21 protein-coding genes are annotated in these 21,951 nt (G+C 61.6%); 3 read left to right on the top strand and 18 right to left on the bottom strand.

Annotation, left to right across the window (positions count from 1 at the left end; all coding sequences use genetic code 11):
- Positions 1-21: 21 nt before the first annotated feature.
- The 4 genes from HDEN_RS06275 to yajC form a co-directional block, all read right to left on the bottom strand.
- Positions 22-396, bottom strand: coding sequence for an Mth938-like domain-containing protein (locus HDEN_RS06275; protein ID WP_013215301.1), 375 nt, complete (start codon positions 394-396; stop codon positions 22-24).
- A gap of 28 nt (positions 397-424) precedes the next feature.
- Positions 425-1,399, bottom strand: a complete 975-nt coding sequence (gene secF, locus HDEN_RS06270; protein WP_013215300.1) for a protein translocase subunit SecF — start codon at positions 1,397-1,399, stop codon at positions 425-427.
- 12 nt (positions 1,400-1,411) lie between these two features.
- A complete protein-coding gene (gene secD, locus HDEN_RS06265) occupies positions 1,412-3,034 on the bottom strand; it encodes a protein translocase subunit SecD (protein ID WP_013215299.1) in 1,623 nt (540 codons plus the stop codon).
- An 87-nt stretch (positions 3,035-3,121) separates the two neighbouring features.
- Entirely contained in the window at positions 3,122-3,457 is a 336-nt protein-coding gene (gene yajC / locus HDEN_RS06260) for a preprotein translocase subunit YajC (protein WP_013215298.1), read from the bottom strand.
- 208 nt (positions 3,458-3,665) lie between these two features.
- On the opposite strand from yajC, the gene HDEN_RS06255 reads away from it, so the two are divergent.
- A complete protein-coding gene (locus HDEN_RS06255; RefSeq protein WP_013215297.1) occupies positions 3,666-4,529 on the top strand; it encodes an ATP-binding protein in 864 nt (287 codons plus the stop codon).
- Between the two features lie 168 nt (positions 4,530-4,697).
- On the opposite strand, the gene HDEN_RS06250 is transcribed toward HDEN_RS06255, so the two are convergent.
- The 12 genes from HDEN_RS06250 to HDEN_RS06195 all read right to left on the bottom strand — a co-directional run bounded on the left by HDEN_RS06250 (position 4,698) and on the right by HDEN_RS06195 (position 17,504).
- Positions 4,698-6,284 (bottom strand): LysM peptidoglycan-binding domain-containing M23 family metallopeptidase, encoded by a 1,587-nt coding sequence (locus HDEN_RS06250; RefSeq protein ID WP_013215296.1) that lies wholly within the window; start codon positions 6,282-6,284, stop codon positions 4,698-4,700.
- A 284-nt stretch (positions 6,285-6,568) separates the two neighbouring features.
- Positions 6,569-7,333 (bottom strand): 5'/3'-nucleotidase SurE, encoded by a 765-nt coding sequence (gene surE / locus HDEN_RS06245; RefSeq protein ID WP_013215294.1) that lies wholly within the window; start codon positions 7,331-7,333, stop codon positions 6,569-6,571.
- 1 nt (position 7,334) lies between these two features.
- The gene (locus HDEN_RS06240) at positions 7,335-7,586 is read right to left on the bottom strand and encodes a hypothetical protein (protein ID WP_013215293.1); all 252 of its coding nucleotides are present in this window, start codon (positions 7,584-7,586) and stop codon (positions 7,335-7,337) included.
- On the bottom strand, positions 7,586-8,974 hold the full coding sequence (gene serS, locus HDEN_RS06235) for a serine--tRNA ligase (RefSeq protein WP_013215292.1): 1,389 nt from the start codon (positions 8,972-8,974) through the stop codon (positions 7,586-7,588). Before serS ends, HDEN_RS06240 begins: the two co-directional genes overlap by 1 nt.
- An 88-nt stretch (positions 8,975-9,062) precedes the next feature.
- A complete protein-coding gene (tatC, locus tag HDEN_RS06230; RefSeq protein WP_013215291.1) occupies positions 9,063-9,893 on the bottom strand; it encodes a twin-arginine translocase subunit TatC in 831 nt (276 codons plus the stop codon).
- A 3-nt stretch (positions 9,894-9,896) separates the two neighbouring features.
- Positions 9,897-10,280: a Sec-independent protein translocase protein TatB gene (tatB, locus tag HDEN_RS06225; protein ID WP_013215290.1), complete on the bottom strand. Its 384-nt coding sequence runs from the start codon at positions 10,278-10,280 to the stop codon at positions 9,897-9,899.
- 34 nt (positions 10,281-10,314) lie between these two features.
- Positions 10,315-10,524 (bottom strand): twin-arginine translocase TatA/TatE family subunit, encoded by a 210-nt coding sequence (locus tag HDEN_RS06220; protein ID WP_013215289.1) that lies wholly within the window; start codon positions 10,522-10,524, stop codon positions 10,315-10,317.
- Between the two features lie 178 nt (positions 10,525-10,702).
- Positions 10,703-11,560 carry an SMC-Scp complex subunit ScpB gene (scpB, locus tag HDEN_RS06215; RefSeq protein ID WP_013215288.1) on the bottom strand — a complete coding sequence of 286 codons (858 nt, stop codon included), beginning with the start codon at positions 11,558-11,560 and terminating at the stop codon, positions 10,703-10,705.
- A 39-nt stretch (positions 11,561-11,599) separates the two neighbouring features.
- Positions 11,600-12,451, bottom strand: coding sequence for a segregation and condensation protein A (locus tag HDEN_RS06210; RefSeq protein ID WP_013215287.1), 852 nt, complete (start codon positions 12,449-12,451; stop codon positions 11,600-11,602).
- Between the two features lie 241 nt (positions 12,452-12,692).
- Positions 12,693-14,363, bottom strand: coding sequence for an SPOR domain-containing protein (locus tag HDEN_RS06205; RefSeq protein WP_013215286.1), 1,671 nt, complete (start codon positions 14,361-14,363; stop codon positions 12,693-12,695).
- A 60-nt stretch (positions 14,364-14,423) separates the two neighbouring features.
- Entirely contained in the window at positions 14,424-16,184 is a 1,761-nt protein-coding gene (gene argS, locus HDEN_RS06200; protein WP_013215285.1) for an arginine--tRNA ligase, read from the bottom strand.
- Positions 16,185-16,274: 90 nt separating this feature from the next.
- Positions 16,275-17,504, bottom strand: coding sequence for a deoxyguanosinetriphosphate triphosphohydrolase (locus HDEN_RS06195; RefSeq protein WP_013215284.1), 1,230 nt, complete (start codon positions 17,502-17,504; stop codon positions 16,275-16,277).
- A 116-nt stretch (positions 17,505-17,620) separates the two neighbouring features.
- Between HDEN_RS06195 and erpA the strand changes: the two genes are divergently transcribed.
- Both erpA and xth read left to right on the top strand, forming a co-directional pair.
- Positions 17,621-17,944, top strand: a complete 324-nt coding sequence (gene erpA / locus HDEN_RS06190) for an iron-sulfur cluster insertion protein ErpA (RefSeq protein WP_013215283.1) — start codon at positions 17,621-17,623, stop codon at positions 17,942-17,944.
- A 49-nt stretch (positions 17,945-17,993) separates the two neighbouring features.
- Complete coding sequence (gene xth / locus HDEN_RS06185; RefSeq protein WP_013215282.1) at positions 17,994-18,776, top strand: exodeoxyribonuclease III; 783 nt, start codon at positions 17,994-17,996, stop codon at positions 18,774-18,776.
- Positions 18,777-18,784: 8 nt separating this feature from the next.
- Here the strand turns inward: xth and HDEN_RS06180 are convergent, their stop codons facing one another.
- Both HDEN_RS06180 and ilvD read right to left on the bottom strand, forming a co-directional pair.
- Positions 18,785-19,897, bottom strand: a complete 1,113-nt coding sequence (locus tag HDEN_RS06180; RefSeq protein WP_013215281.1) for a tetratricopeptide repeat protein — start codon at positions 19,895-19,897, stop codon at positions 18,785-18,787.
- Positions 19,884-21,608 (bottom strand): dihydroxy-acid dehydratase, encoded by a 1,725-nt coding sequence (ilvD, locus tag HDEN_RS06175; protein WP_013215280.1) that lies wholly within the window; start codon positions 21,606-21,608, stop codon positions 19,884-19,886. Before ilvD ends, HDEN_RS06180 begins: the two co-directional genes overlap by 14 nt.
- Positions 21,609-21,951: the final 343 nt, after the last annotated feature.

Genomic DNA, 21,951 nt, shown 5'->3' with positions numbered 1-21,951 from the left:
GGCAGCTCTTGAACCTCAGATTTAGGGCACCGCCAGCAACGCCGCCGCGATCCGCCGCTTTTCCGCGACCAGAATGTTGTAGGTCCGAGCGGCGGCGCCCGTCGACATCGGTTCGAGCCCGATATTGGCTTTCGCGAACGCCTCGTAGATTTCCGCCGCCGGCCACACCTGATCCACGCCAGTACCAAGCAGCAGCGTAATCGGCGGCTCCAGCGAACTCAGAGCGAAGTCGAAGTCGGCGACACGAAATTCGGCCGCCGCCGTCGCGTTCCAGGCAAAAATGCCGTTCGGCAGGCACAAAATCGAACCGCGATGGCTCATGTCCGCAAAACGAAAGCCGCCGTTACCATAGGCGGTAACGGCGATCTCATACGGATATCGGGGACCTGTTTCCATCGGAGCACCACCGCTCCCGTCGCGGTCTTCAGGCCTTGGCTTTTGTTTTTGACGTAGCAACGGCCTTCGCCGCCAAGTCGCTCCAGTCCCGCTTGACGCCGAGGTAGCCGAGTAGCGGCGCCGCGATGAAAATCGACGAATAGGTGCCGATCACGACGCCCAGCAGCATCGCGAGATTGAAGTTCCTGATCACCTCGCCGCCGAAGACATAGAGCGAAATAAGCACAGCAAGTGCCGTCATGCCGGTCAGGATGGTGCGAGACAGCGTCTCGTTGATCGACAGGTTCAAAAGCTGGTTCAGTTCCATCTTTTTGAACTTGCGCAGGTTCTCGCGGATGCGGTCTGACACAACGACGGTGTCGTTCACGGAATAGCCGAGAATGGTAAGCAGTGCCGCCACCGTCGACAGGTCGAACTCGAACTGAAACAGCGCAAAAATACCCACCGTCACGATGACGTCGTGCGATAGCGCCAGCACCGCACCCAGTGCGAATTGCCACTCAAACCGGAACCAAACGTAGGCGACGATCGCCAGAATACCGGCCGCGACGGCAATGAAACTCGTCATGCGCAGTTCGCTCGACACCGCTGGGCCAACGACCTCGACACGGCGCTCGACATAGGTCTCCGACGTGGCATCGACGACCTTCTTCAAGGCCGCCTGCTGCTCCGCTTCTCCGCCGGGCTGCTCCTCAAGACGAACGAGCACGTCGTCGGGGCTGCCGAATTCCTGAATCTGGACGCTGCCGACGCCGATGCTATTCAGCTTCTCGCGCAAAGCGCTGATGTCGGCGTTGCCACTCTTCGTCTTGAGTTCGATCAGCGAACCGCCTTTGAAGTCGACGCCATAGTTCAGGCCCTTGATGCCGATCAGCCCGATCGACACGACCATCGCGATGATGGAGAGGACCAGCGCCGGCCCTTTGACCTTCATGAACGGCAAGTTCAGGTCATGGGGGAAGAAGTCGAATCCCTTGAAGACCGGTATCAATCTCATAAGCACTGCGCAGGTCTCCTAGACGGGAACGTAGATCGCACGGCCCTTGGGCTGGGCCCTGAGCCAGTACGAGATCAGCAGACGGACGACGGTCACGGATGCGAAAATCGAGGTCAAGATGCCGATCGTCAGCGTCACGGCGAAACCGCGGATCGGGCCCGAGCCGAGCCAGAACATGATGATGGCGCAAGCCAGCGTCGTCAGCTGACTGTCGAGAATAGTCACGTATGCGCGCTGGAACCCGGCATCGATCGCAGAAACCGGCATTTTGCCGAGCCGCAATTCTTCGCGAATACGCTCGTAGATGAGAACGTTGGCATCGACGGCCATGGCGACGCCGAGCACCAGACCGGCAATACCCGGTAGCGTCAGCACCGCTCCGATCATCGTCATCAACGCCACTGTCAGAATCAAGTGAACGAGTAGACCGACGCAGGCAAAAATGCCGAACGTGCCGTAGTAGAGGATCGTTAGAATAACGACCGCGATGCCGCCGACGACGCCGGCGAGCTTACCGGCCGAGATCGAGTCTGCACCCAACGATGGACCGACTGTCCGTTCCTCGACGATCGTGAGTTTTGTCGGCAGCGAACCCGAGCGCAACTGAACGGCGAGCGTGTTCGTACCTTCGACCGTGAAGCTCCCCGAGATCTGGCCCGAACCGCCAAGGATGGGCTCGCGAATGACAGGAGCGGACAGCACCTTGTCGTCGAGAACGATCGCGAACGGACGACCAACATGATCTTTGGTGAAGTTGGCGAACTTGCGCGCGCCGATCTGGTTGAAGCGGAAGTTGATGACCGGCTCGCCGTTGCGGCTGTCGAAGCCTGGCTGCGCATCGGCGAGGTCGGCGCCCTGCACGACGGGCTGCTCGCGCAGCAGATACTCGCCGCTGCTCTCTCCCTTGTCGCCCGGATAGATCTTGAAGCCCGTCGGCACCTTCGTCATTTTGGCTTCATCGCCGGACATGGACGGGTGTACCTCATGGAAGGTGAGCTTCGCCGTTTCGCCGATGAGCTTCTTGAGATCGGTGGTGTCTTTCAAACCCGGAAACTGAATGAGAATGCGGTCGGCGCCTTGGCGCACGATCGTCGATTCCGAGGTTCCGAGATTGTTGACGCGCCGGTTGATCGTTTCGATCGATGCCGAGGCGGCATTCGCGACACGCTGCCGAAGGCCCTGATCGCTTTCCTTGATGACGATCGTTCCCGGTTCTGTTCCCGAAGACACCTCAACGTCGTAAGCACCCGCTCCGAGTAGGGCATTGCCGATCGGCTGCCTGACCTTGTTGAGAGCCTTGAGCGCGGCGGCTTGTTCCTCCGGCTTCGCAAGTTTGACGACGAGCTGCGTCAAGCCCTGAGTGCCGATACCCGTAAAGCCGATCTTCGCGTCACGAAGCTCCTTACGGGCTTCATCGCGCAGGTTGTTGATCCAGTCCTTTTTGATTTCGTCCTGGTCCATGGCGAGCAGAAGATGCGCGCCGCCCTGTAGGTCGAGACCGAGCGTCAACTGCTGTTTCGGCATGAAGGACGGCCATGACTGCACGGTTTCCTTCGGGAAGAAATTCGGCAGCGCCACGAGCAGACCGGCAAGACAGGTCAGCAGAGTGGCTATAATTTTCCAGCGAGTGAAGTGCAGCATGGCAAGGATCTCGAATCTTCAAAAGTGCGGGCAAGGCAGCTTGGTGCGAAGACCGCACGCTATAGTCGCACGCGATCGGTGCTTAAATCACGTTGCGTCTTTGACAGGTTCGCCCTTGGAGCGCACCTCGAGCAGCGTACCCTTCACGACTCGCACCCGGAGGTTTTCAGCGAGTTCAACCTCGATTTCGTCGCTCGATTCGGAGACTTTCAGCACCTTGCCGACCATTCCACCCGACGTGATGACCGTGTCGCCCCGGCGTACGGCATTCACGCGCGCACGCAGTTCCTTGGCGCGTTGCGACTGCGGACGGATCAGGAAAAAATAAAAGATGCCAAGCATCAGGATCATCGGGATCAGAAGACCACCGAAGGGCTCCATGGGGCTTGCAGCGGCTTGAGCGTACGCGGGTGTCGTAAACATCTGCTGGTAGATTCCTCTGGATGAGATTGGAATAAACACCCCTGCCCCGGGCCCGTCGGGCTCAGGGGAGCGCTCAATCAAATTCGGGGCGGACTATAGTGTTCGCTATCCTATTTGCAACCACAGAGCGGCGCCATTGTTTGGCGTTGGCATCTGCGGATGTAGCGATTAAACAAGCTGTTTCCAATAGATAGCTGCTGGATTTTAGATGAGCGACACTGACGCAATAAGGCCACTGCTGGAACGGATCGCCGTCGCGTTGGAACGTCTCGGGCCGCCAGCCGCAGAAACTCCCGATTTCGAAGCGGCCGACGCGTTTGTCTGGCACGCCGAGCCCGGCCGCTTCGAGCCGGTTCCTGAGGTCAACCGCGTGCCGCTCGCCCTTCTCAAGGGTATCGATCACACGGCTGGCATTCTGCTCGACAACACCCGCCGGTTCGCCGCCGGACTATCCGCCAACAACGCGCTGCTCTGGGGCGCGCGCGGCATGGGCAAATCGAGCCTCGTCAAAGCCGCGCATGCCGACGCGTTGGGCCGCTATGGCAAACTCAAACTGATCGAGATTCAGCGCGAAGACATCGACTCGCTGCCGCAGTGCCTGTCGTTTCTCAAGGCTGCGCCCTATCGCTTCATCGTCTTCTGCGACGACCTTTCGTTCGACCACGACGATACGAGTTACAAATCCTTGAAGGCCGTTCTCGAGGGCGGCATCGAGGGGCGGCCGAAGAATGTGCTTTTCTACGCCACATCGAACCGCCGGCATCTGATGCCTCGCGACATGATCGACAACGAGCGCGCGACGGCGATCAATCCCGGCGAGGCGACGGAGGAAAAGGTTTCACTGTCGGACCGCTTCGGTCTGTGGCTCGGTTTTCATAACGCCAGCCAGGATGACTATCTGACGATGGTCCGCACCTACGTCACGCATTTCAAACTGAAGATCGACGACAAGGAACTCGAGCGCGACGCGCTCGAATGGTCGACGACGCGCGGCGCACGCTCCGGCCGCGTTGCCTGGCAATACGTCCAGGACCTCGCCGGTCGCCTCCAAACCCCCACCGACAAAATCTGATTTTACGGCTCCGACGCACTTGGCGGCCGGTGCCCCATCTAATGCGCTCGGCGGCCGGCTCCGCGAAGCGGAGTCGCCGAGCGCAAACAAAAAAGAAGCCGGATCAGATGATCCGGCCTCCTCGTTTCCCTCAGTGCCAGCGCTTAGTCCCCACGCTAGGTCGTAACGTCAGAGTTTCTCGAGATAGGGTGTCGGGTCCACCGGCCTCGATCCTTGACGTAGTTCGAAATGCACCTGCGGCTGATCGACGGACCCTGTCTTGCCCGCTTTGGAAATGACCTGACCGCGTTTCACCTTGTCGCCGCGCTTCACGAGCAGCTCGTCGTTGTGGGCGTAGGCCGTCACCCAGCCGTTGTCGTGACGAAGCAACACGAGATTGCCGTAGCCTTTGAGTTCATTGCCGGAGTACGCGACGACGCCCGACTCGGCAGCATGAACTTCTGTGCCGAGCGGCACGGCGAGATTGATGCCGTCGTTGTGCGTGCCGTCGGGACGTCCACCGAATCCAGCGATGACGCGGCCCGTCGTCGGCCAACGCAGCTTGACGCTGTCGGCAACGGCCGATGCTGCAGCCGGAGCCGCCAGCGCAACCTTCTGCTCGGCCTTCGCCGGAGCAGCCTCAGCGACAGGCGGCGCACTGGCCGGAGGTTCGGACAAAGCAACCGAAGGCGCCGGAGCGGCGGGTGCTGCGGGAGCCGCATCGGTGGCCTTGCCAGTATCCGTCAATGCCGCGACGCGACGTTCGCTATTGATGATCGTCGGTCGCGTCGAAAGCGACTGCCCGTAGGCAGGAATATCCGACCCCTTCTCGGTCGCGGCCAGCGGCGGAACGATCGCCGCCGGAGCATTGTCGGCGACGCTTGCGGGAGCGGCAGGAGCCGGCTGTGACGCAGGCATGTCAGCGCCTGATCGGCCTGGCACCTTCAGCACGACACCCGGCTTCACGCGACGCGGGTCGGCGATACCGTTGACCTGCTGCAGTTCCGCGAACTTCACATTGTGCGCGCGTGCGATGCCGTAAAGCGACTCGCCCGCCTTCACCGTGTACGTCGAATTATAGTTGGCGGCGACGTCGTGCGGCGGCTCAGCCAGCGGAGCCGGTGCGGGACGCGCCGATTCAACCGCCTTCGCAGCGGCAACGCTGCTACGCGACGAACGCGCTCCGCTAGAACTCGGCAGAATGAGCTTCTGCCCCGGATGGACATTCGGATTGCTCAGCGAGTTGGCCGACATCAGCTCGGCGAGCGAAACATGATGCGCGCGCGAGATCGAATAGAGCGTATCCCCCGGCTGCACGATGATTTCATTGCCGTTGAGCGCCGCCTGCATCGCGGGTCGCGCGCTCGGCGCGGAGTCAGAACGCGCTCGCCCGAACGGCTTCGGCTCGTACGATTTCGCCGGAGCCGAGTAAGCCGGAGGCGGATTGTACGCCGGCGGCGAATAGGACGGAGCGGGCTGATAGCTCGGACCAGCATCAGGCAACGCCGCAACCTGAACCGACGACGCGCCAGCGCCATAAGGCCCACGTGGAGGCTGCCCGACAGCGGTGCTGTCACTGAGCGAACTCGTTCTGATCGACTGCGATGGGATGGGACGAGCGTCAGGAGGATCGTTAAGATTGAAGGACGCACTGTCGAAGCGCGTCACGTCTGCGCTGCAGCCCCCGATTGCGAGACCGGCAATGACGGTCGATACGGCCGCTGCGGACTTGAGGCTGAAACGCCCGCCGTGGCTAACGCCAAAACAATTCATCATGGTACGCACCTCTACTCGCACCATCCATTAACCTTTAACAGGTTAACGAGCGGTAAACGCTTCCAGCCAGATTTGCCCCAAATCCAGAAGTAGCGATGCGTTCATGCCGATTTGCGAGCCCCTCGCACGTTCGGCATGGAATGAATAGTGGAAGTCGATCAGCGAAAAGCGCCGCATGAAACGACGCCCTATGGTTATTCCATTAGGTGAGAATTGCGCTTTATTCGCGAATAGATTTCGGCTTTCCGGCGACTTTTCGGATGCGAGTTGTATCGAGCAGCGCGCTAGCCGAGTCGCGCGGCGAGAACCTCGGCGGCGTTACGGTCGGTCAGATCGACACTCAACGGCGTGATCGAAATTTTGTTTTCGGCGATCGCAGCAAGATCGGTTCCCGGCACCAGCGTCGACAAGCGCCGCTCAAACCCGAACCAAAAATACGGCGTCCCCCACGGATCGGAGCGGCTGTCGATATTCAGCAGCGCCTGATCGCGAACGCCTTGCGAGGTCACGGCAATGCCCGTGACATTTTCCGGCGCCGTGTCCGGAAAGTTGACGTTCATCAGCACGTGCGGATTCCACGTTTGCGCAAGCAGCTTCTTGATGACCTGCGGTGCGTGCGCGAGCGACGTATCCCAGATGGCACGACGCTCGCCGTCCTCGAACCCCATCATCTGCGACAGCGCAATCGAATGAATGCCGAGCAGCGCGCCTTCCATCGCAGCGGCGACCGTTCCCGAATACGTCACATCCTCGGCGAGGTTCGAACCGTGATTGACGCCGGAAAGAATAAGCTCGGGCGGCTGATCCTTGAGGATGTGGCGAACCGCCATGATCACGCAATCGGTCGGCGTGCCGGTGACGGCATGCGTGCGCTCGTCGATGGTGCGCAAACGCAGAGGCGTATGCAGCGTCATCGAATGCGCGGTTCCAGACTGGTTCGTCTCTGGCGCGATCGTCCACACATCCGGCGAAATGCCGAGCGCGATCGCCTTCAGGATTTCGAGCCCCTTGGCGTGGATGCCGTCATCGTTGGTGATCAAAATGCGCATGCTAACCGACGATCTCGCCTCGACTGTTCACGCGGATCACGGGTCCGCGATAGCTCTCCGCTTCGATGTCTCGCTCGCCTGTTTTTCGCACGTCGTTCGGATGCAGGCACCAGACGCGTTCCAGATCATAGACGAAAACAGCCAGCCCCGTAGGCGTCACCTCGCCGATGAGATAGCCACGCTTGCCGCGCACCTCCTCGTCTTCGAAATCCAGAGCGATCACGACGACGTCGAAGGTTGCAAGTTCGCTCATCAGGTCTTCGCTGCGGTTATCTTTGTCAGGCCACCCATGTACGGCCTCAGCGCATCGGGAATTATGACGCTGCCGTCCGCCTGTTGATAATTCTCGAGCACGGCGATCAGCGTGCGTCCGACGGCCAGACCCGATCCGTTCAGCGTATGCACATAGACCGGCTTGCCGCCGTCTTTCGGACGGAAGCGTGCATCCATGCGCCGCGCCTGGAAATCACCGCACACGGAGCATGACGAAATTTCGCGATAGGCATTCTGTCCCGGAAGCCAGACCTCGATGTCGTAGGTTTTCTGCGAGGCAAATCCCATGTCGCCGGTGCAGAGCACGATCGTGCGGAACGGAAGCCCGAGACGCTTCAGAACTTCCTCCGCGCAAGACGTCATGCGCTCGTGTTCATCGAGCGATGCGTCAGGCGTGGTGATCGAGACGAGTTCGACCTTCGAAAACTGATGCTGGCGGATCATGCCGCGCGTGTCCTTGCCCGCAGCACCCGCTTCAGAACGGAAGCATGGCGTCCACGCCGTCACACGCATCGGCAACTGCGCTTCGTCGATGATCTGTTCGCGAACGAGGTTCGTCAAAGGCACCTCGGCAGTCGGAATTAATCCCTTCGCTGCTTCGAGAGCTGCTTCTCTTGCAATCTGAAATGCGATTTGTGGATCGGTCTTGCTGGCTGAGCGTTTCTCTATTTCGCCCATATCAAAAAATTGTATTCCTGAAAGAGCCCAAAATTGATCAATCTCAAACTTTGGTAGCTGCGCTGTTCCAAACATCGCTTCGCGCCTGACCAGGATCGGCGGATTGACTTCCGTGTAGCCGAATTCGCTCGTGTGCAGATCGAGCATGAAACTCGCGAGCGCGCGTTCGAGGCGAGCGAGCGCGCCCTTCAGAACCACGAACCGCGCGCCGGAAATCTTCTGCGCCGCTTCGAAGTCCATCAGTCCCAGCGCTTCGCCGATCTCGAAATGCTGCTTCGGCGTGAAATCGAGCCGCGCGGGCGTCCCGACCCTGCGCACCTCGACGTTGCCTGTTTCGTCAGCGCCGTCCGGAACGTCCGCACGCGGCAGATTCGGAATGACCTCGAGAGCCGCTTTGATCTCCGCGTCGAGCTTGCGCTCGTCGTCCTCACCTCTGGCGATCGTGTCCTTAAGGTCCGCGACCTCGGCCATCAACCGCGCCGCGGTCGCCTCGTCCTTCGCACCCTTGGCCTTGCCGATCTCTTTCGAAGCTGCATTCCGCCGCGACTGCGCATCCTGCAACGCCGTCAGCGTCGCGCGGCGCTTGTCATCGAGCGCCACCAACGCCGCCGCCTGCGGCGCCAGCCCGCGGCGCTGCAAGCTCGCGTCGAAGGCGTCGGCGTTGTCTCTGATCCATTTGATGTCGAACACGGTCGGGCCTCGTCACGATGTCTGTGTCAAAGGCCGTCGTATACGATGCCGGCGAAGCGGTCCAGCCGCAGCGCCGGAGCGATGATTATCACTCCGGCGGATCGCCGGGATCGGCATGCTTCTTCTCGACGAAGCGCACCGCCAGGATTGAAAGCTCGTACAGTGCAACCGTCGGCAGCGCCATGATCACCATGCTGAGCGCATCGGGCGGTGTCAGCAGCGCCGCCGCCGCGAAGATGGCGACGATCGCATAGCGCCGTCCGTTTTTTAGCGTCGCCGAGGTGATGAATCCGGTCCGCGCCAGCAGCGTCAGAATGACAGGCAGCTGGAACACGATGCCGAAGCCGAAGATCAGCGTCATGATCAACGACAGATATTCCGAAACCTTGGGCATCAGTTCGATAGTCGGAACACCCGCCCCGCTGTGCTGCGTCAATCCGATAGAAAAACGGATCAGCACCGGCATCGCGATGAAATAGACGACCATCGCGCCGATGACGAACAGGACTGGCGTCGCGATCAGGTACGGCAAAAATGCCCGGCGCTCGTTGCGGTAAAGCCCTGGCGCCACGAACTTGTAGATCTGCGTCGCGATGACGGGAAACGCGAGGAATGCCGCGCCGAACATGGCGAGCTTCACTTGCGTCATGATCTGTTCGAGGAAGTGCGTCGCGATGAGCTTTACGTGATCATCGCCCGACGCCCACATGTACGGCCAGACAAGCACGTTGTAGATGTGGCCGGCGACCGCGAAGCAGCCGAAGAACATCACGACGAACGCCGCCAGCGCCCAGATCAACCGTTGCCTGAGTTCGATCAGATGATCGAGCAGCGGCGCCTTGCTGGCATCGATTTCATTCTGTCCGTCGCGCGGCGGCTCATCACCGGGCGGCGTCGACGGCGGCAACCGTTCCAGCATCGCTCAGGTCTCCCCGCGCGGTGGAGCCGGCATCGGCGGCGCCAGCGTCGCCGATGTATCGGATGATGACGTTTCGGACGCTATCGTGTTGGCCGTCGATGGCGGCTCGACGCGCGCGAGCTTGCTCGCATCGTCGACGTGCTCCGTCGCCCGCATCACCTCGTTATTGATCGAGGTCTGCATTTTCTGGACTTCATCGCGCATCGCTTCGAGATCGGCTTCGCGCATCGCGGCGTCGAACTGCGATTTGAACTCGTTCGCATGGCGGCGAATGACGCCTGCGTACTTGCCGAGCGTGCGCATCAATGTCGGCAGCTCTTTCGGGCCGACGAAAACCAGCGTCACGACGCCGAGGATCAGAAGCTCGCTCCAGCTGATGTCAAACATGGGATGACCTTGCCGGCATCAGCCGTGAGCTCTTTTAGCTGACCTTCGTGCGATCCGGATTGGACGCTTCATTCTCGATCGTGCGCGGCACCGGCCGGGAAGGATCCTCGTCCTCCGCCATGCCTTTCTTGAAGCTCTTGATGCCCTTCGCGACGTCGCCCATGAGTTCCGAAATCTTGCCGCGCCCGAAAAGCAGCAGAGCAATGATCAGGAACAGAAGCAGGTGTTGTGCACTAAAACCCATTGTAACCTCTCGGCGGTTGCCGCTCGCAGTTAAGCACTTTATCGCAGACAGTGCCAGAAGGAGCCTGAACTCTGGTCAATGAGCCCAAAGCCTTGCGATGGCCTTTACTTTGGAAAGCTCCGCCTACGTTTACAAGATTACATCTTTTTAACGCGCAGCCTGAGCCATATCGTGCCGCCTAGGTGGTCTCGCTGTCCGTCGGCTCGGCGCGGCTGCCGTCCCCGTCTTCGCCGGTTTCCTCGTCGAGAGGCAGCAACGCCTGCTCTTCCTCGGAGTTCTCGTCTCCATCGTCGGAGAGGGGCAATTCATCCGGCATCAGCGCCGCGACATCGGTCGGCGCCGGCATCGTGAAGTTCGGCGGCAGATTGGCATCCAGCAGACCGGCGGCCTTGAGATCGGCGAGGCCAGGCAGATCCTTGATCGTATCGAGCCCGAAATGCACGAGGAACGTTTCCGTGGTGCCATAGGTCAGCGGACGCCCGGGCGCACGACGGCGGCCCCGCGGGCGAATCCATGCCGTCTCCATCAACACGTCGAGCGTGCCGGGCGACGTCGAAACCCCACGGATTTCCTCGATCTCGGCGCGCGTCACCGGCTGGTGATAAGCGATGATCGCCAACGTCTCGAGCGCTGCCTTCGACAGCTTGCGCTCTTCCTTTTGCTGCCGCTCGAGCAGATAGGACAGATCGTCCGCCGTCCGAAACTGCCAGCGCCCGGCGACACGGACCAGCGCTACGCCGCGATCCTTGTAGTCGTCCTGCAGTTCCTTGAGCAGCGCGTTGACGTCGTCGCCAGCATCGAGACAGCGCATCAGAGATTTTGCGTCGACCGGTTCTGTGGACGCAAAGAGCAGCGCTTCCAGACGGCGAAGCTTCTGACGCCGGGCAGTCTTCGAAAGACGATCGACGGCGGCCTCCGGATCGCTCAGCGCGTCAGGGACGGTTCGCTCATGCGCATTATCGGCATCATCGTTTGCCGACATCACATCAATCCCGCGGCTATTGTCCGACACGACACTCAGTCTCGGCGGAACCATAGATTTTCTAGCCCCCTTATAACGGCGTTTCCGGCAGCGCTAGCCGATCTTTTCCCACTCCGCCCCTGCTTCACGTTTGCGCATATAAATCGGGGCGAACGGCTCGTCCTGCCGAAGCTCGATTAACCCTTCCCGCGCCATTTCGAGCGTCGCGCCGAAGGAGCTTGCCAGCGCCGTGCGCTCCTCCTCGTTGCGCGGGAGAAACTGGTCCAGGAACATGTCGAGCTGCGCCCAGTCCCCGGCGGTCGCGCCAACGAGGCGTTCAAGCCTGAACCGTGCTTCCTTGATCGACCAGACGCGCCGTGCCTTGACGACGTGAACGACCTTGATCGTCCGCTTTCGCTGCTCGGAGTAAGCCTTCAAAAGATCGTAGATCGTTGCGGTATAGGTCGTGTCGCGCGTGACCTGGATGCGCTCCGGCCGCCCGCGCGCGAACACGTCGCGCTCCAGCCGATGCCGGGTCAGCAGCGTCGCCGCCTGATCGCGCATCGCGTTGAGCCGCATCAGCCGGAACGACAGGCGTTGCGCCATCTCCTCAGCCGACGTTGTATCGGGATCTTCCTTGTCCTTGGGCAGCAGCAGCCGCGATTTCAGAAACGCAAGCCAGGCCGCCATGACGAGATAGTCGGCTGCGATCTCGAGCTTCAACTGCTGCGCTTCAGCGATGAACGCGAGATACTGCTCGACCAGCGCCAGAATGGAAATTTTGGCGAGATCGACCTTCTGCGTTCGCGCAAGCGCCAGCAGAAGATCGAGCGGCCCTTCGAAGCCCTCGATTTCGACGAGGAATGCCTCACCAGCGGCCGGCATGCTGTCCAAGCCTGGGCTCTCCCAGTCTTGCGAACCAGCGGCCTCAGCGCCCGTCTCGGCTTGTCCTATCGATTCAATCATCTGCGTCTGGATTTGGTCCCGATGCGGCGCCCTGTCCGGGACCTGCCGGCCGACATTACACTGATTCAGACAGGGCCAAGCCCTTACGCCGGGGTACGCTCATACCTGACAAAGGTTGCAGCACCGACTATGGCCCGCGCGCCTCGCCGCGGAATGCACGCGCGGATCAGCCAAAGCCCGCGAGATTTCTCTCGGCCGATCCGGTGATTAACGCTATCAGATATCTCAATACTGGGCGGCGTCAGTATGACGTGACCCAGCAGCTCGAATAGCCTTGCGCTTTCAGTTGCGCGCAAACGTTGCTGGCTTCCTGCCGCGAACCGGGCGGCCCGACGACAAGACGATCGAAGTTGCCCTTGGCGCCGAGATTGGCCGTCGCGATGTCAGGCGTCTTGCCGGCCAGCGCCGTCGAATACTTCTGCTGCATGTCGGCGAAGCGCTTCAAGGCGTCGATACGGCTCGACGCCGAATGCGGCACGGATGCGAGCACCGCGACAAATCCCGTGCCTCCGCCGGACGACGTCACCGGTGCAGCCGATTCGGAATAGGCATCCGAAGTGGTGGCCGTTTCGGCCTTGGCGACTTTCTTCAGCTTTTTAGGCGGCGCTGGTGTTCCCGAACCGTCGATGCTGCCGGTCGCCGACTTGGAAGCCGAGGCGCCGTTGATTTTGACCGGCGTCACAGCAACCTTTTTCATCGGAGCCGGCGTGTCGTCGCCGCTGACCGGCGTCGCCGGCCTGGATTGCGGTTCATCGCGGATATGATCCGGCGCGCCGTGCCCGTTCTGGCCGAAAACGTCGACCAGCGCCGTGCCCGGCACGGACGCCGCATGCTGCACAGGTTCCTCGGGCGGCGGCGATTGGATCGATCCGTCACGGCCGACGACCAGCGTCGAAACCTTGCGCGGGCCACCGGCGGCAGACTCATCAGCAGACGCTGACTGCGCGGTATCGCCCGGCGGCGGCGACTGATCCGGCGCCGCGTCGGCCTGCTCGGACGAAGTTCCGTCGCCGAGCCTGCCCATGATCTTGGTATCCGAGTAGGGGAAGGTTTTTCCCCCTGCATCCGCCGGCTTTGTCTTGGATGGAAAATCTTCGCTCTTGATGATCGGCGGTTCGCCCTGCGGCCCGGACGAACCGAGCTTTTTGTAGCCGTACGCCATGCCTCCGCCGATGAGGATTGCTCCCGCCAGCGCCATCATGATCACCATCGGCCGCCGGCTGCGCGGCGCGGGCTCGTCCTCGTACTCGCCGTCATCTTCGCCGTAGGCCTGATCGAGTTCGCCGCCTTCGGCCGTCGCAAAGCCGAGGTTGTTGCCGCGGCCCTGCTGCGCATACGGATCGTGATCGAATTCGCTCGGCTGGCCCGCCCAGTCGGCGGCACTCAGCTCATGGTCCTGGCTATAGGGATCGGCAAAGCCTGCCCCATGGCCGCCTTGCGACGGCGCATACCCGGCGTTGCCGTACCCACCGGCGTCGAAACCGCGGGGATCGGAAGCCCCTGCCCGGCCCGGCCATTGCGGCGCGCTTGGCTGCTGATCGTAACCGCTCTGCCCATAAGGCGTGCTGCCGGGGGCGACATAAGGTTCGAATTGCGGCGCATACGGATCAGCTGCGGCGGGGCTTGGTTGATGGCTCTGTCCGCTCTGATAGCCTGGCTGCAACGCGCCCCACTGGCCGTAGTCGGCCGGCTGCTGCGGCGCTTGCGGCTGGCCGAAGCCCGGATGCTGACCATAGGCATCGTGTGACGACGACGGCGGCTGTTGCGGCGGCCACGCGCTGCCCTGTTGCTGTGGATAACCGGATTGAGCTTGAGGATTGACCCAGGAAGGCTGGCGCAGACGGTCCTGATCGGCAGGATTTGCAGCAGGCCTTCCCCCGGCCGGCCGCTGGAACGAATTCTGCGAGGACATCGCGAAACCCCTCAATATCGGGCGCAGACTCGAGCTGCACCAAATCGTCGATTCGAGACTTTAGCGCATCGCATCGGGCGCCTCGACGCCAAGGACATCCAGTCCCGATTTTATCACCGTCTTTGTGGCGGCAATCAGCGCGAGCCGCGCGGAAGTCGCAACCCCGTCATTTGATTGAATAAATCTCAAATGTGGCGAATCGTTGCCGCGGGTCCACTGCGAATGTAGCGCACTCGCGAGATCGTAGAGATAGAACGCGATCCGGTGCGGCTCGTGTGCCGAAGCCGCGCCCTCGACCAATCGCGGGAAGCTCGCCAACCGCTTGATGAGATCGATTTCACCAGTATCGGTCAGCAGCGACAGGTCGGCGCGCCGCAACACGTCGACGGACACATCGAGTCCCGGGATCTGTTCGACGGCGTTTCGCAGTACGCTCGCCGATCTCGCATGCGCGTATTGCACGTAGAAGACAGGATTGTCCTTCGACTGTTCGGTCACCTTCGCGAAATCGAAATCGAGCGTTTCCTGGTTCTTCCGGTAAAGCATCATGTAGCGGACCGGATCGCGGCCGACTTCGTCGACGACGTCGCGCAGCGTCACGAATGTCCCGGCGCGCTTCGACATCTTATAGGGCTCACCCGCTTTAAAGAGCCTGACGAGTTGCACTACCTTCACGTCGAGGTCAGCCGTCTTATCGGAAAGCGCGGCGACGACCGCCTTGATGCGCGGTATGTAGCCGACGTGATCGGCCCCGAAGACGTTGATCAGGTGACGGAAGCCGCGGCTCAACTTGTCGTAGTGATAGGCGACGTCGCCCGCGAAATACGTGTAGGTGCCGTCCGACTTCTTCAGCGCGCGATCTTCGTCGTCTCCGAAGTCCGTCGATTTGAAGAGCGTCTGAACCCGGTCTTCCCAATCGTCGTCATCGTGTCCCTTGGGCTTCTCGAGCTTGCCTTCGTAGATGAGCCCCTTCTTCTCGAGCTCCGCGATCGCCGCCTTGATCTGATCCTTGCCGTCCGCTTGCAGCGAGGCTTCCGAGAAGAAGACATCGTGCCGGATGTTGAGCGCGGCGAGATCGTCCTTGATCATCGCCATCATCTTTTCGATTGCGATGGAGCGAACGATCGGCAGCCAGCGCTCTTCCGGCATGTTGATGAGCGACGGCCCGTGCTCTTTGGCGAGCGCTTCGCCGACCGGCTTCAGATAGTCGCCGGGATAGAGCCCTTCAGGGATCGCGCCGATGTCTTCGCCCAGCGCCTCGCGGTAGCGGAGGAACGCCGAACGCGCGAGCACGTTCACCTGCCCGCCCGCGTCGTTGATGTAGTATTCGCGCGTGACATCGTAGCCTGCGAACACGAGCAGGTTGGCGAGCGCATCGCCGAACACCGCGCCACGGCAATGACCGACGTGCATCGGACCTGTCGGATTGGCCGACACGTATTCGACGTTGAGCTTGCCGTCGCCGCGCGATGAGCCCGCTCCGTATCGTCCACCTTCGCTGAGAATGTCGCGCACGAGACCGTGCCAGACTTCAGGCTTGAATGTGATGTTGAGAAAGCCCGGTCCCGCGACCTCGATCTTCTGGATATCGCCGTGCGCTTCGAGTTTCGCTTTCAAGGCGTCCGCGATATCGCGCGGCTTCTTCTTCGCCGCCTTGGCGAGCACGAGCGCGGCATTGACCGCGATGTCGCCGTGACTCGCATCGCGCGGCGGCTCCGCATCGAATTCCGGCAGCGCGAGGTCGGACGGCAGCACGCCTTCGGTCTTCAGCGCCTCGAGCGCAGCTCTGACCCGTGCTTCAACTTCGGAAAAAACGTTCATGGGTGTCCTTGAGAAAACGCCACGGAAACCGCGGAGCGCTGGCGGCCGGCACGACGAAGGAGTGTCGCCAGCGCCAATCAAAGCTCGCGCCTATCGCAGTTCCGCCGTGGCGTCAAACAATCGGCGGTATTCGGCGATGGCGTAACGGTCCGTCTGCCCCGCAAGGAAGTCGCATGCCAGCCGCGCCCGGCCGTTGGCATCGAGGCTTAACGCAGCGTCGCGCCAGTCCTCCGGGAGCGCCGCGGGATCGGCGTTGTAGCGGGCAAACAGATCGCGCACGATCTGCTCGGCACGTTCCATCACGTCGAGCACCTTGCGATGGTGATAGACGGACTTGAACAGAAACTTCCGCAGCTGAGCGAGGTCCGCGAACATCTCCCCGGAGAACGCCACCGTCGCCTTACCCGCATGGCGGATATCGTCCGCCGACGACGGCGCGAGCGCTGCAAGTCTGCGGCGGCTTTCGTCGATCACATCGCCGACCATCACCGTGATCATCCGGCGTGTGATTTCGTAGATCACCCGACCGGTCTCGACCGTCTTTCCGAGCGACATGACCTCCCGCGCCATGCCGCCGGCGAGCGGCGTCTCGGCCAAAGCGCCGAGCGAGATCAACCCGGCGCGCAATCCGTCGTCAACGTCGTGCGAAAGGTACGCGATGTCATCCGCAAGGCTCGCGACCTGCGCTTCCGCCGACGCCCACTTGTCGAGATCGAGAGGCCGCCAATCGTCGAACTGGCGCACGACTTTCGCGACCGCCGACCGCGAAGCCTTGACCGGCCCGTTGTGCTTCACCAGCCCTTCGAGCGTCTCCCAAGTCAGATTGAGCCCGTCGAACGCTAGGTACTTGCGCTCGAGCTTGGTGACGACGCGAACCGACTGCGCATTGTGATCGAAGCCGCCGAAATCCGTCATGGCGGTGTCGAGCGCGCGTTCGCCCGCGTGACCGAATGGCGAGTGTCCGAGATCGTGCGCCAGCGCGATCGTCTCCGCGAGATCCTCGTCGAGCCTGAGCTGCCGCGCCATCGTTCGTGCGATCTGCGCCACTTCCAGCGTATGCGTCAGGCGCGTGCGGTAATGATCACCCTCGTGCGGCAGGAACACCTGTGTTTTGTACGCCAGCCGCCGGAAGGCCGAGGAATGCAGCACGCGATCGCGGTCACGCTGAAACGGACTGCGGGTTGTACAGTCCGGCTCGGCCGCAAGCCGTCCCCGAGACGGCACGGCGCTGGCGGCATAATTGGCCGGTACGCGCTCACCCGGTCGCAGATTCTGGCCGTAATCTGCGAGGTCGGCGCCCGGCTTTAACCTGGTTGGCATCGGCGGCCGCACTTGATATTTGATATGTTCACGCGCCTTCCTATCTATTTGGAGCCGGGGGCGCCAGCCAGGCTCCCCAGTTTCGTGGTGCAGATCAGGAAAAAGCCCAGAAACCGATGACCGTCACCGTAACCGAACAAGCCGCAACACGAATTTCCGAAATCGCAGGCAGCGAACCGGGATCGCCCGTTCTGCGTGTTTCCGTCGAGGGTGGCGGCTGCTCCGGATTTCAGTACAAATTCGATCTAACCAACGCGCGCGCCGCCGACGATTTCGTCATCGAACGGGCCGGCGCTGTCGTCGTCATCGATCCGGTCTCGCTGCAATACATGGAAGGCGCCGAGATCGACTTCGTCGACGATCTGATCGGCGCCGCCTTCAAGATCAAGAACCCGGTTGCGACCGCATCGTGCGGTTGCGGCACCAGCTTCTCCGTCTGAACCGATCTCAAATTGATTTATGCGCGGTGCGATGGCACATGGTGGAACCATGATCCTCGCCACGTGGAATATCAACGGCGTCAAGGCCCGCCTCGAGTCGGCGCTGACGTATCTGCGCCAGCAGTCTCCGGACGTCATCTGCTTCCAGGAGATCAAATCCGTCGACGACGGGTTTCCGACGTCGGCGTTTCAGGACATCGGCTACAACGTTGCGACCAACGGCCAGAAGGGTTTCAACGGCGTCGCGATCCTCTCGAAGTCGCCGCTCGAAGACGTGGTGCGCGGACTTCCGGGCGATGACGCCGATCAGCATGCCCGCTGGATCGAGGCGTCCGTTCCGCTCGGCGATCGCATGGTCCGCGTCGTCTCGCTTTATCTGCCGAACGGCAATCCGATCGGCACCGAGAAGTTCTCCTACAAGCTTGCCTGGATGGCGCGCATGCGGCTCCGGGCAAAGCAACTGCAGCAAGATGAAATGCCGCTCGTGCTCGCAGGCGACTTCAACGTCATTCCGGAATCCGTCGACGCCAAGCGTCCGGCGGCGTGGGTCAACGACGCATTGTTCCAGCCGGAAAGCCGCGCGGCCTGGCGCACGCTGGTGAACGAAGGCTTCACGGACGCAACGCGCGCCTGCCATCCGGGTCCCGGCGTCTACACGTTCTGGGACTATCAGGCCGGCGCCTTCCAGAAGGACGACGGCATCCGCATCGACCACATCCTGCTCTCGAGCCAGGCCGCCGATCTGCTCGTGGCGTCAGGCATCGATCGCGCGACACGCGCGCAGGAAAAGCCGTCCGATCACGTGCCCGTTTGGGTCAAGCTCGCGGGCTAGCGGAGCGTCTAGCGGTCGCCGCCTGGAGACGAAGCGCCAGCCGGAGCGAACCCGCTCGACGATCCCGTCGAAACCGGCGGTCCGCCGATGCCAGAGGCTGGCGCAAAGCCGGGCGCGCTGATCCCGATTCCGATCGTGACCTGATGGCTCGGCCGGACAGCCGGGCTTGCCGCCGGCAACTGCGCTGAAACGGCAGGCGGAGCATCCGTCGCCATCATGGGGTGTACGAGTTCACCGTTTGCGCACGTCCTGACCGGTTCGGCGGACAGACTGTCGAGACCATCCCGATTGTCGCGAACTTGCGGACTGCGCCCGTAACGCTTGTGCCAGTCGGCGACGCGGCCCGTCGCCTGCAGACGAACGCCTTCGCCCGCGTTGCAGAAAATCTTCTGATAGATGTCCTCGATCCAGACACGCTCCGTCGGCGACGCATTCGAAACCGCGACATCGATCAGATTGAGCGCGGCTGCCTGATCCTTCTGCACGAACTTGCCCCGCCAGAGCAGGTCAGCAAGAAAGGCTTGCGCGCCAGGATGACCGGAGCGGGACAGCCGCGACAGCCAGTGACGGCCATTCTCGATCTTGCTCGACGGATCTTCGGAGCCGGCCATCTCGGGCCCTTCGCCGCGAAGGAAAACCTTCGCAAGCTCGAACTGCGCATCTTCATCGTTGAAGGTCAGGGCCGCGCGCTGCAACGCCTGATCGGCGGCGGCAACGTCTGGGCGGACACCTTCGTCGGTAATGCCGTCGCGAAGATACATCGACACCGCCGTCAATGCCTTCGCGGCGATCGGCGCGAGTTCCTCGTCGTCGGGATCGACGTCCTTCAGCTCTTCGGCGAGCTTCGCGTAAATTTTGTAGGCCTTGCCGTGATCGGTATAAGCGCCTTCGTTGTCGCCGTAGATGCGCGCCTCGTAATAGCGCGCGATCTGCGGCTTTGACGCTTCCAATGCTTCGAACGCCGGAAGCGCCAGCTCGTAATATCCGCCGTTGAACGCCGAGATGCCCTGCTTCATCGCATCGTCAGGCGATCGAAACGTCACGCCGGCTGCAAACGCCGAACCGACCATCGTGCAAAAAATTGCAACACTACCCGCAATGGAAAGCTTAGATATCCGCATAGCAGTGCACTTCCGCCTTTCCTCCCGCATGGGTTACGGCGCCGTACCTGGCCGGTCCCACTTGGTCTGCAAATTTTCTCAGTGCCCCTGACTGATACATGTTCGCCGGCGCCTTCCACGTCTTGCGCCGCCGTTCCAACTCCTCCGCACTCACCTCGACATCGAGCGTGCCGAGTTCGGTATCGATGACGATAATGTCGCCATCCTTCAGAAGTCCGATCGGTCCGCCGACCGCTGCTTCCGGACCAACGTGGCCGATGCAAAGCCCGCGCGTCGCGCCCGAGAACCGTCCGTCGGTGATCAGCGCGACCTTGTCGCCGGAGCCCTGGCCGTAAAGCGCCGCGGTCGTCGACAACATCTCGCGCATGCCCGGGCCGCCCTTCGGCCCCTCGTAACGGATGACGATCACCTCGCCGTCCTTGTAGTTGCGCTCTTCGACGGCCTGGAACGCATCTTCCTCGCAATCGAAGCAGCGTGCGGGTCCGCGGAACTGATGTGTCTTCAGCCCGGCGACCTTCACGATCGCGCCATCGGGTGCGAGCGAGCCCTTGAGCCCAACCACGCCGCCCGTCGGCGAAATCGGATTGGAGACCGGAAATACGACTTTCTGATCGCGGTTGAATTTCACGCTTTCGAGATTCTGCGCGAGCGTCTTTCCAGTCACAGTTAGACAGTCGCCGTGCAAAACGCCGCCCTCGAGCAGCGCTTTCAAAATCTGCGGAACGCCGCCGATATCGTAGACGTCTTTCGCAACGTACTGACCGCCGGGCTTCAGGTCGGCGATGTACGGCGTCCTGCGGAAAATCTCAGCGACATCGAAAAGATCGAAATCGATCCCGACCTCGTGCGCCATCGCCGGTAGATGCAGCGCGCCATTGGTCGAGCCGCCCGTCGCGGCGATAACGACAGCGGCATTCTCGAAGGCTTTTTTCGTGCAGATATCGCGCGGACGAATGCCGTCGGCGATCAGGCGCATGACGGCCTTCCCGCTTTCGGTCGCGTACGCGTCGCGACTTTCATAGGGTGCCGGCGCGCCAGCCGAACCCGGCAGCGCAAGCCCGATCGCCTCGGACACGCACGCCATCGTGTTGGCCGTGAACTGGCCGCCGCATGAGCCCGCCGACGGACACGCGACGCATTCCAGCTCATGCAATTCCGCCGCCGACATTTTGCCCGCCGAATGCATGCCGACGCCTTCGAACACGTCGACGACGGTGACGTCGCGGCCTTTGAATTTTCCCGGCAGGATCGAGCCGCCGTACATGAAGACGCTCGGAACGTTAAGCCTCAGCATCGACATCATGATGCCGGGCAGGCTCTTGTCGCAGCCCGCGATGCCGACGAGCGCATCATAGCAATGCCCGCGCATCGTGAGCTCGATCGAATCGGCGATGACCTCGCGCGACACGAGGCTCGACTTCATGCCCTGATGGCCCATCGCGATGCCATCGGTGACAGTGATCGTGCAGAACTCGCGCGGCGTGCCGCCAGCTTCAGTGACGCCCGCCTTGGCCGACTGCGCCTGGCGCATCAGCGAAATATTGCACGGCGCAGCTTCATTCCAGCAGGAGACGACGCCGACGAACGGACGCTTGATGTCGGCCTCTTCCAATCCCATCGCGTAATAGTAGGAGCGATGCGGCGCGCGCGACGGGCCTTCCGTGACATGGCGGCTGGGCAACTTCGACTTATCGAACGTCTTGGCGTCCATTACTTTCCTCTTCGGCCCCCTGCCTTGCCTCGAGTTCCGTTCCAGGGATGCCGGCCGTCACGCTCGAATAGGAATCGCTCTCACCTGCATGAGAATTATTCCAAAGCGTCGGCCTCACTTCTGCACCTGCGCGCGCTTTGTGGCTCGAAAGTGGCGCTGCACCGCAAACGAGTTGCTGTTAAGCAACATTTGGGTGGCATGTCCCCGTTCATGGTAAAGGGACGTCTTTCGCCTCACCCGCATGGGAGAACCGATCCGCCTTTCCTCAACGTCAGCGTACCGATTGGATAGCCGACGAGTACGTCATCACCGCGGCCCGACTTTGTCCCTCTGGAGACATTCA

Source organism: Hyphomicrobium denitrificans ATCC 51888 (assembly GCF_000143145.1).
GTDB lineage: Bacteria > Pseudomonadota > Alphaproteobacteria > Rhizobiales > Hyphomicrobiaceae > Hyphomicrobium_B > Hyphomicrobium_B denitrificans.
Note: the sequence above shows the minus strand (reverse complement) of the source record. Positions and strands in the feature narration are given on the sequence as shown.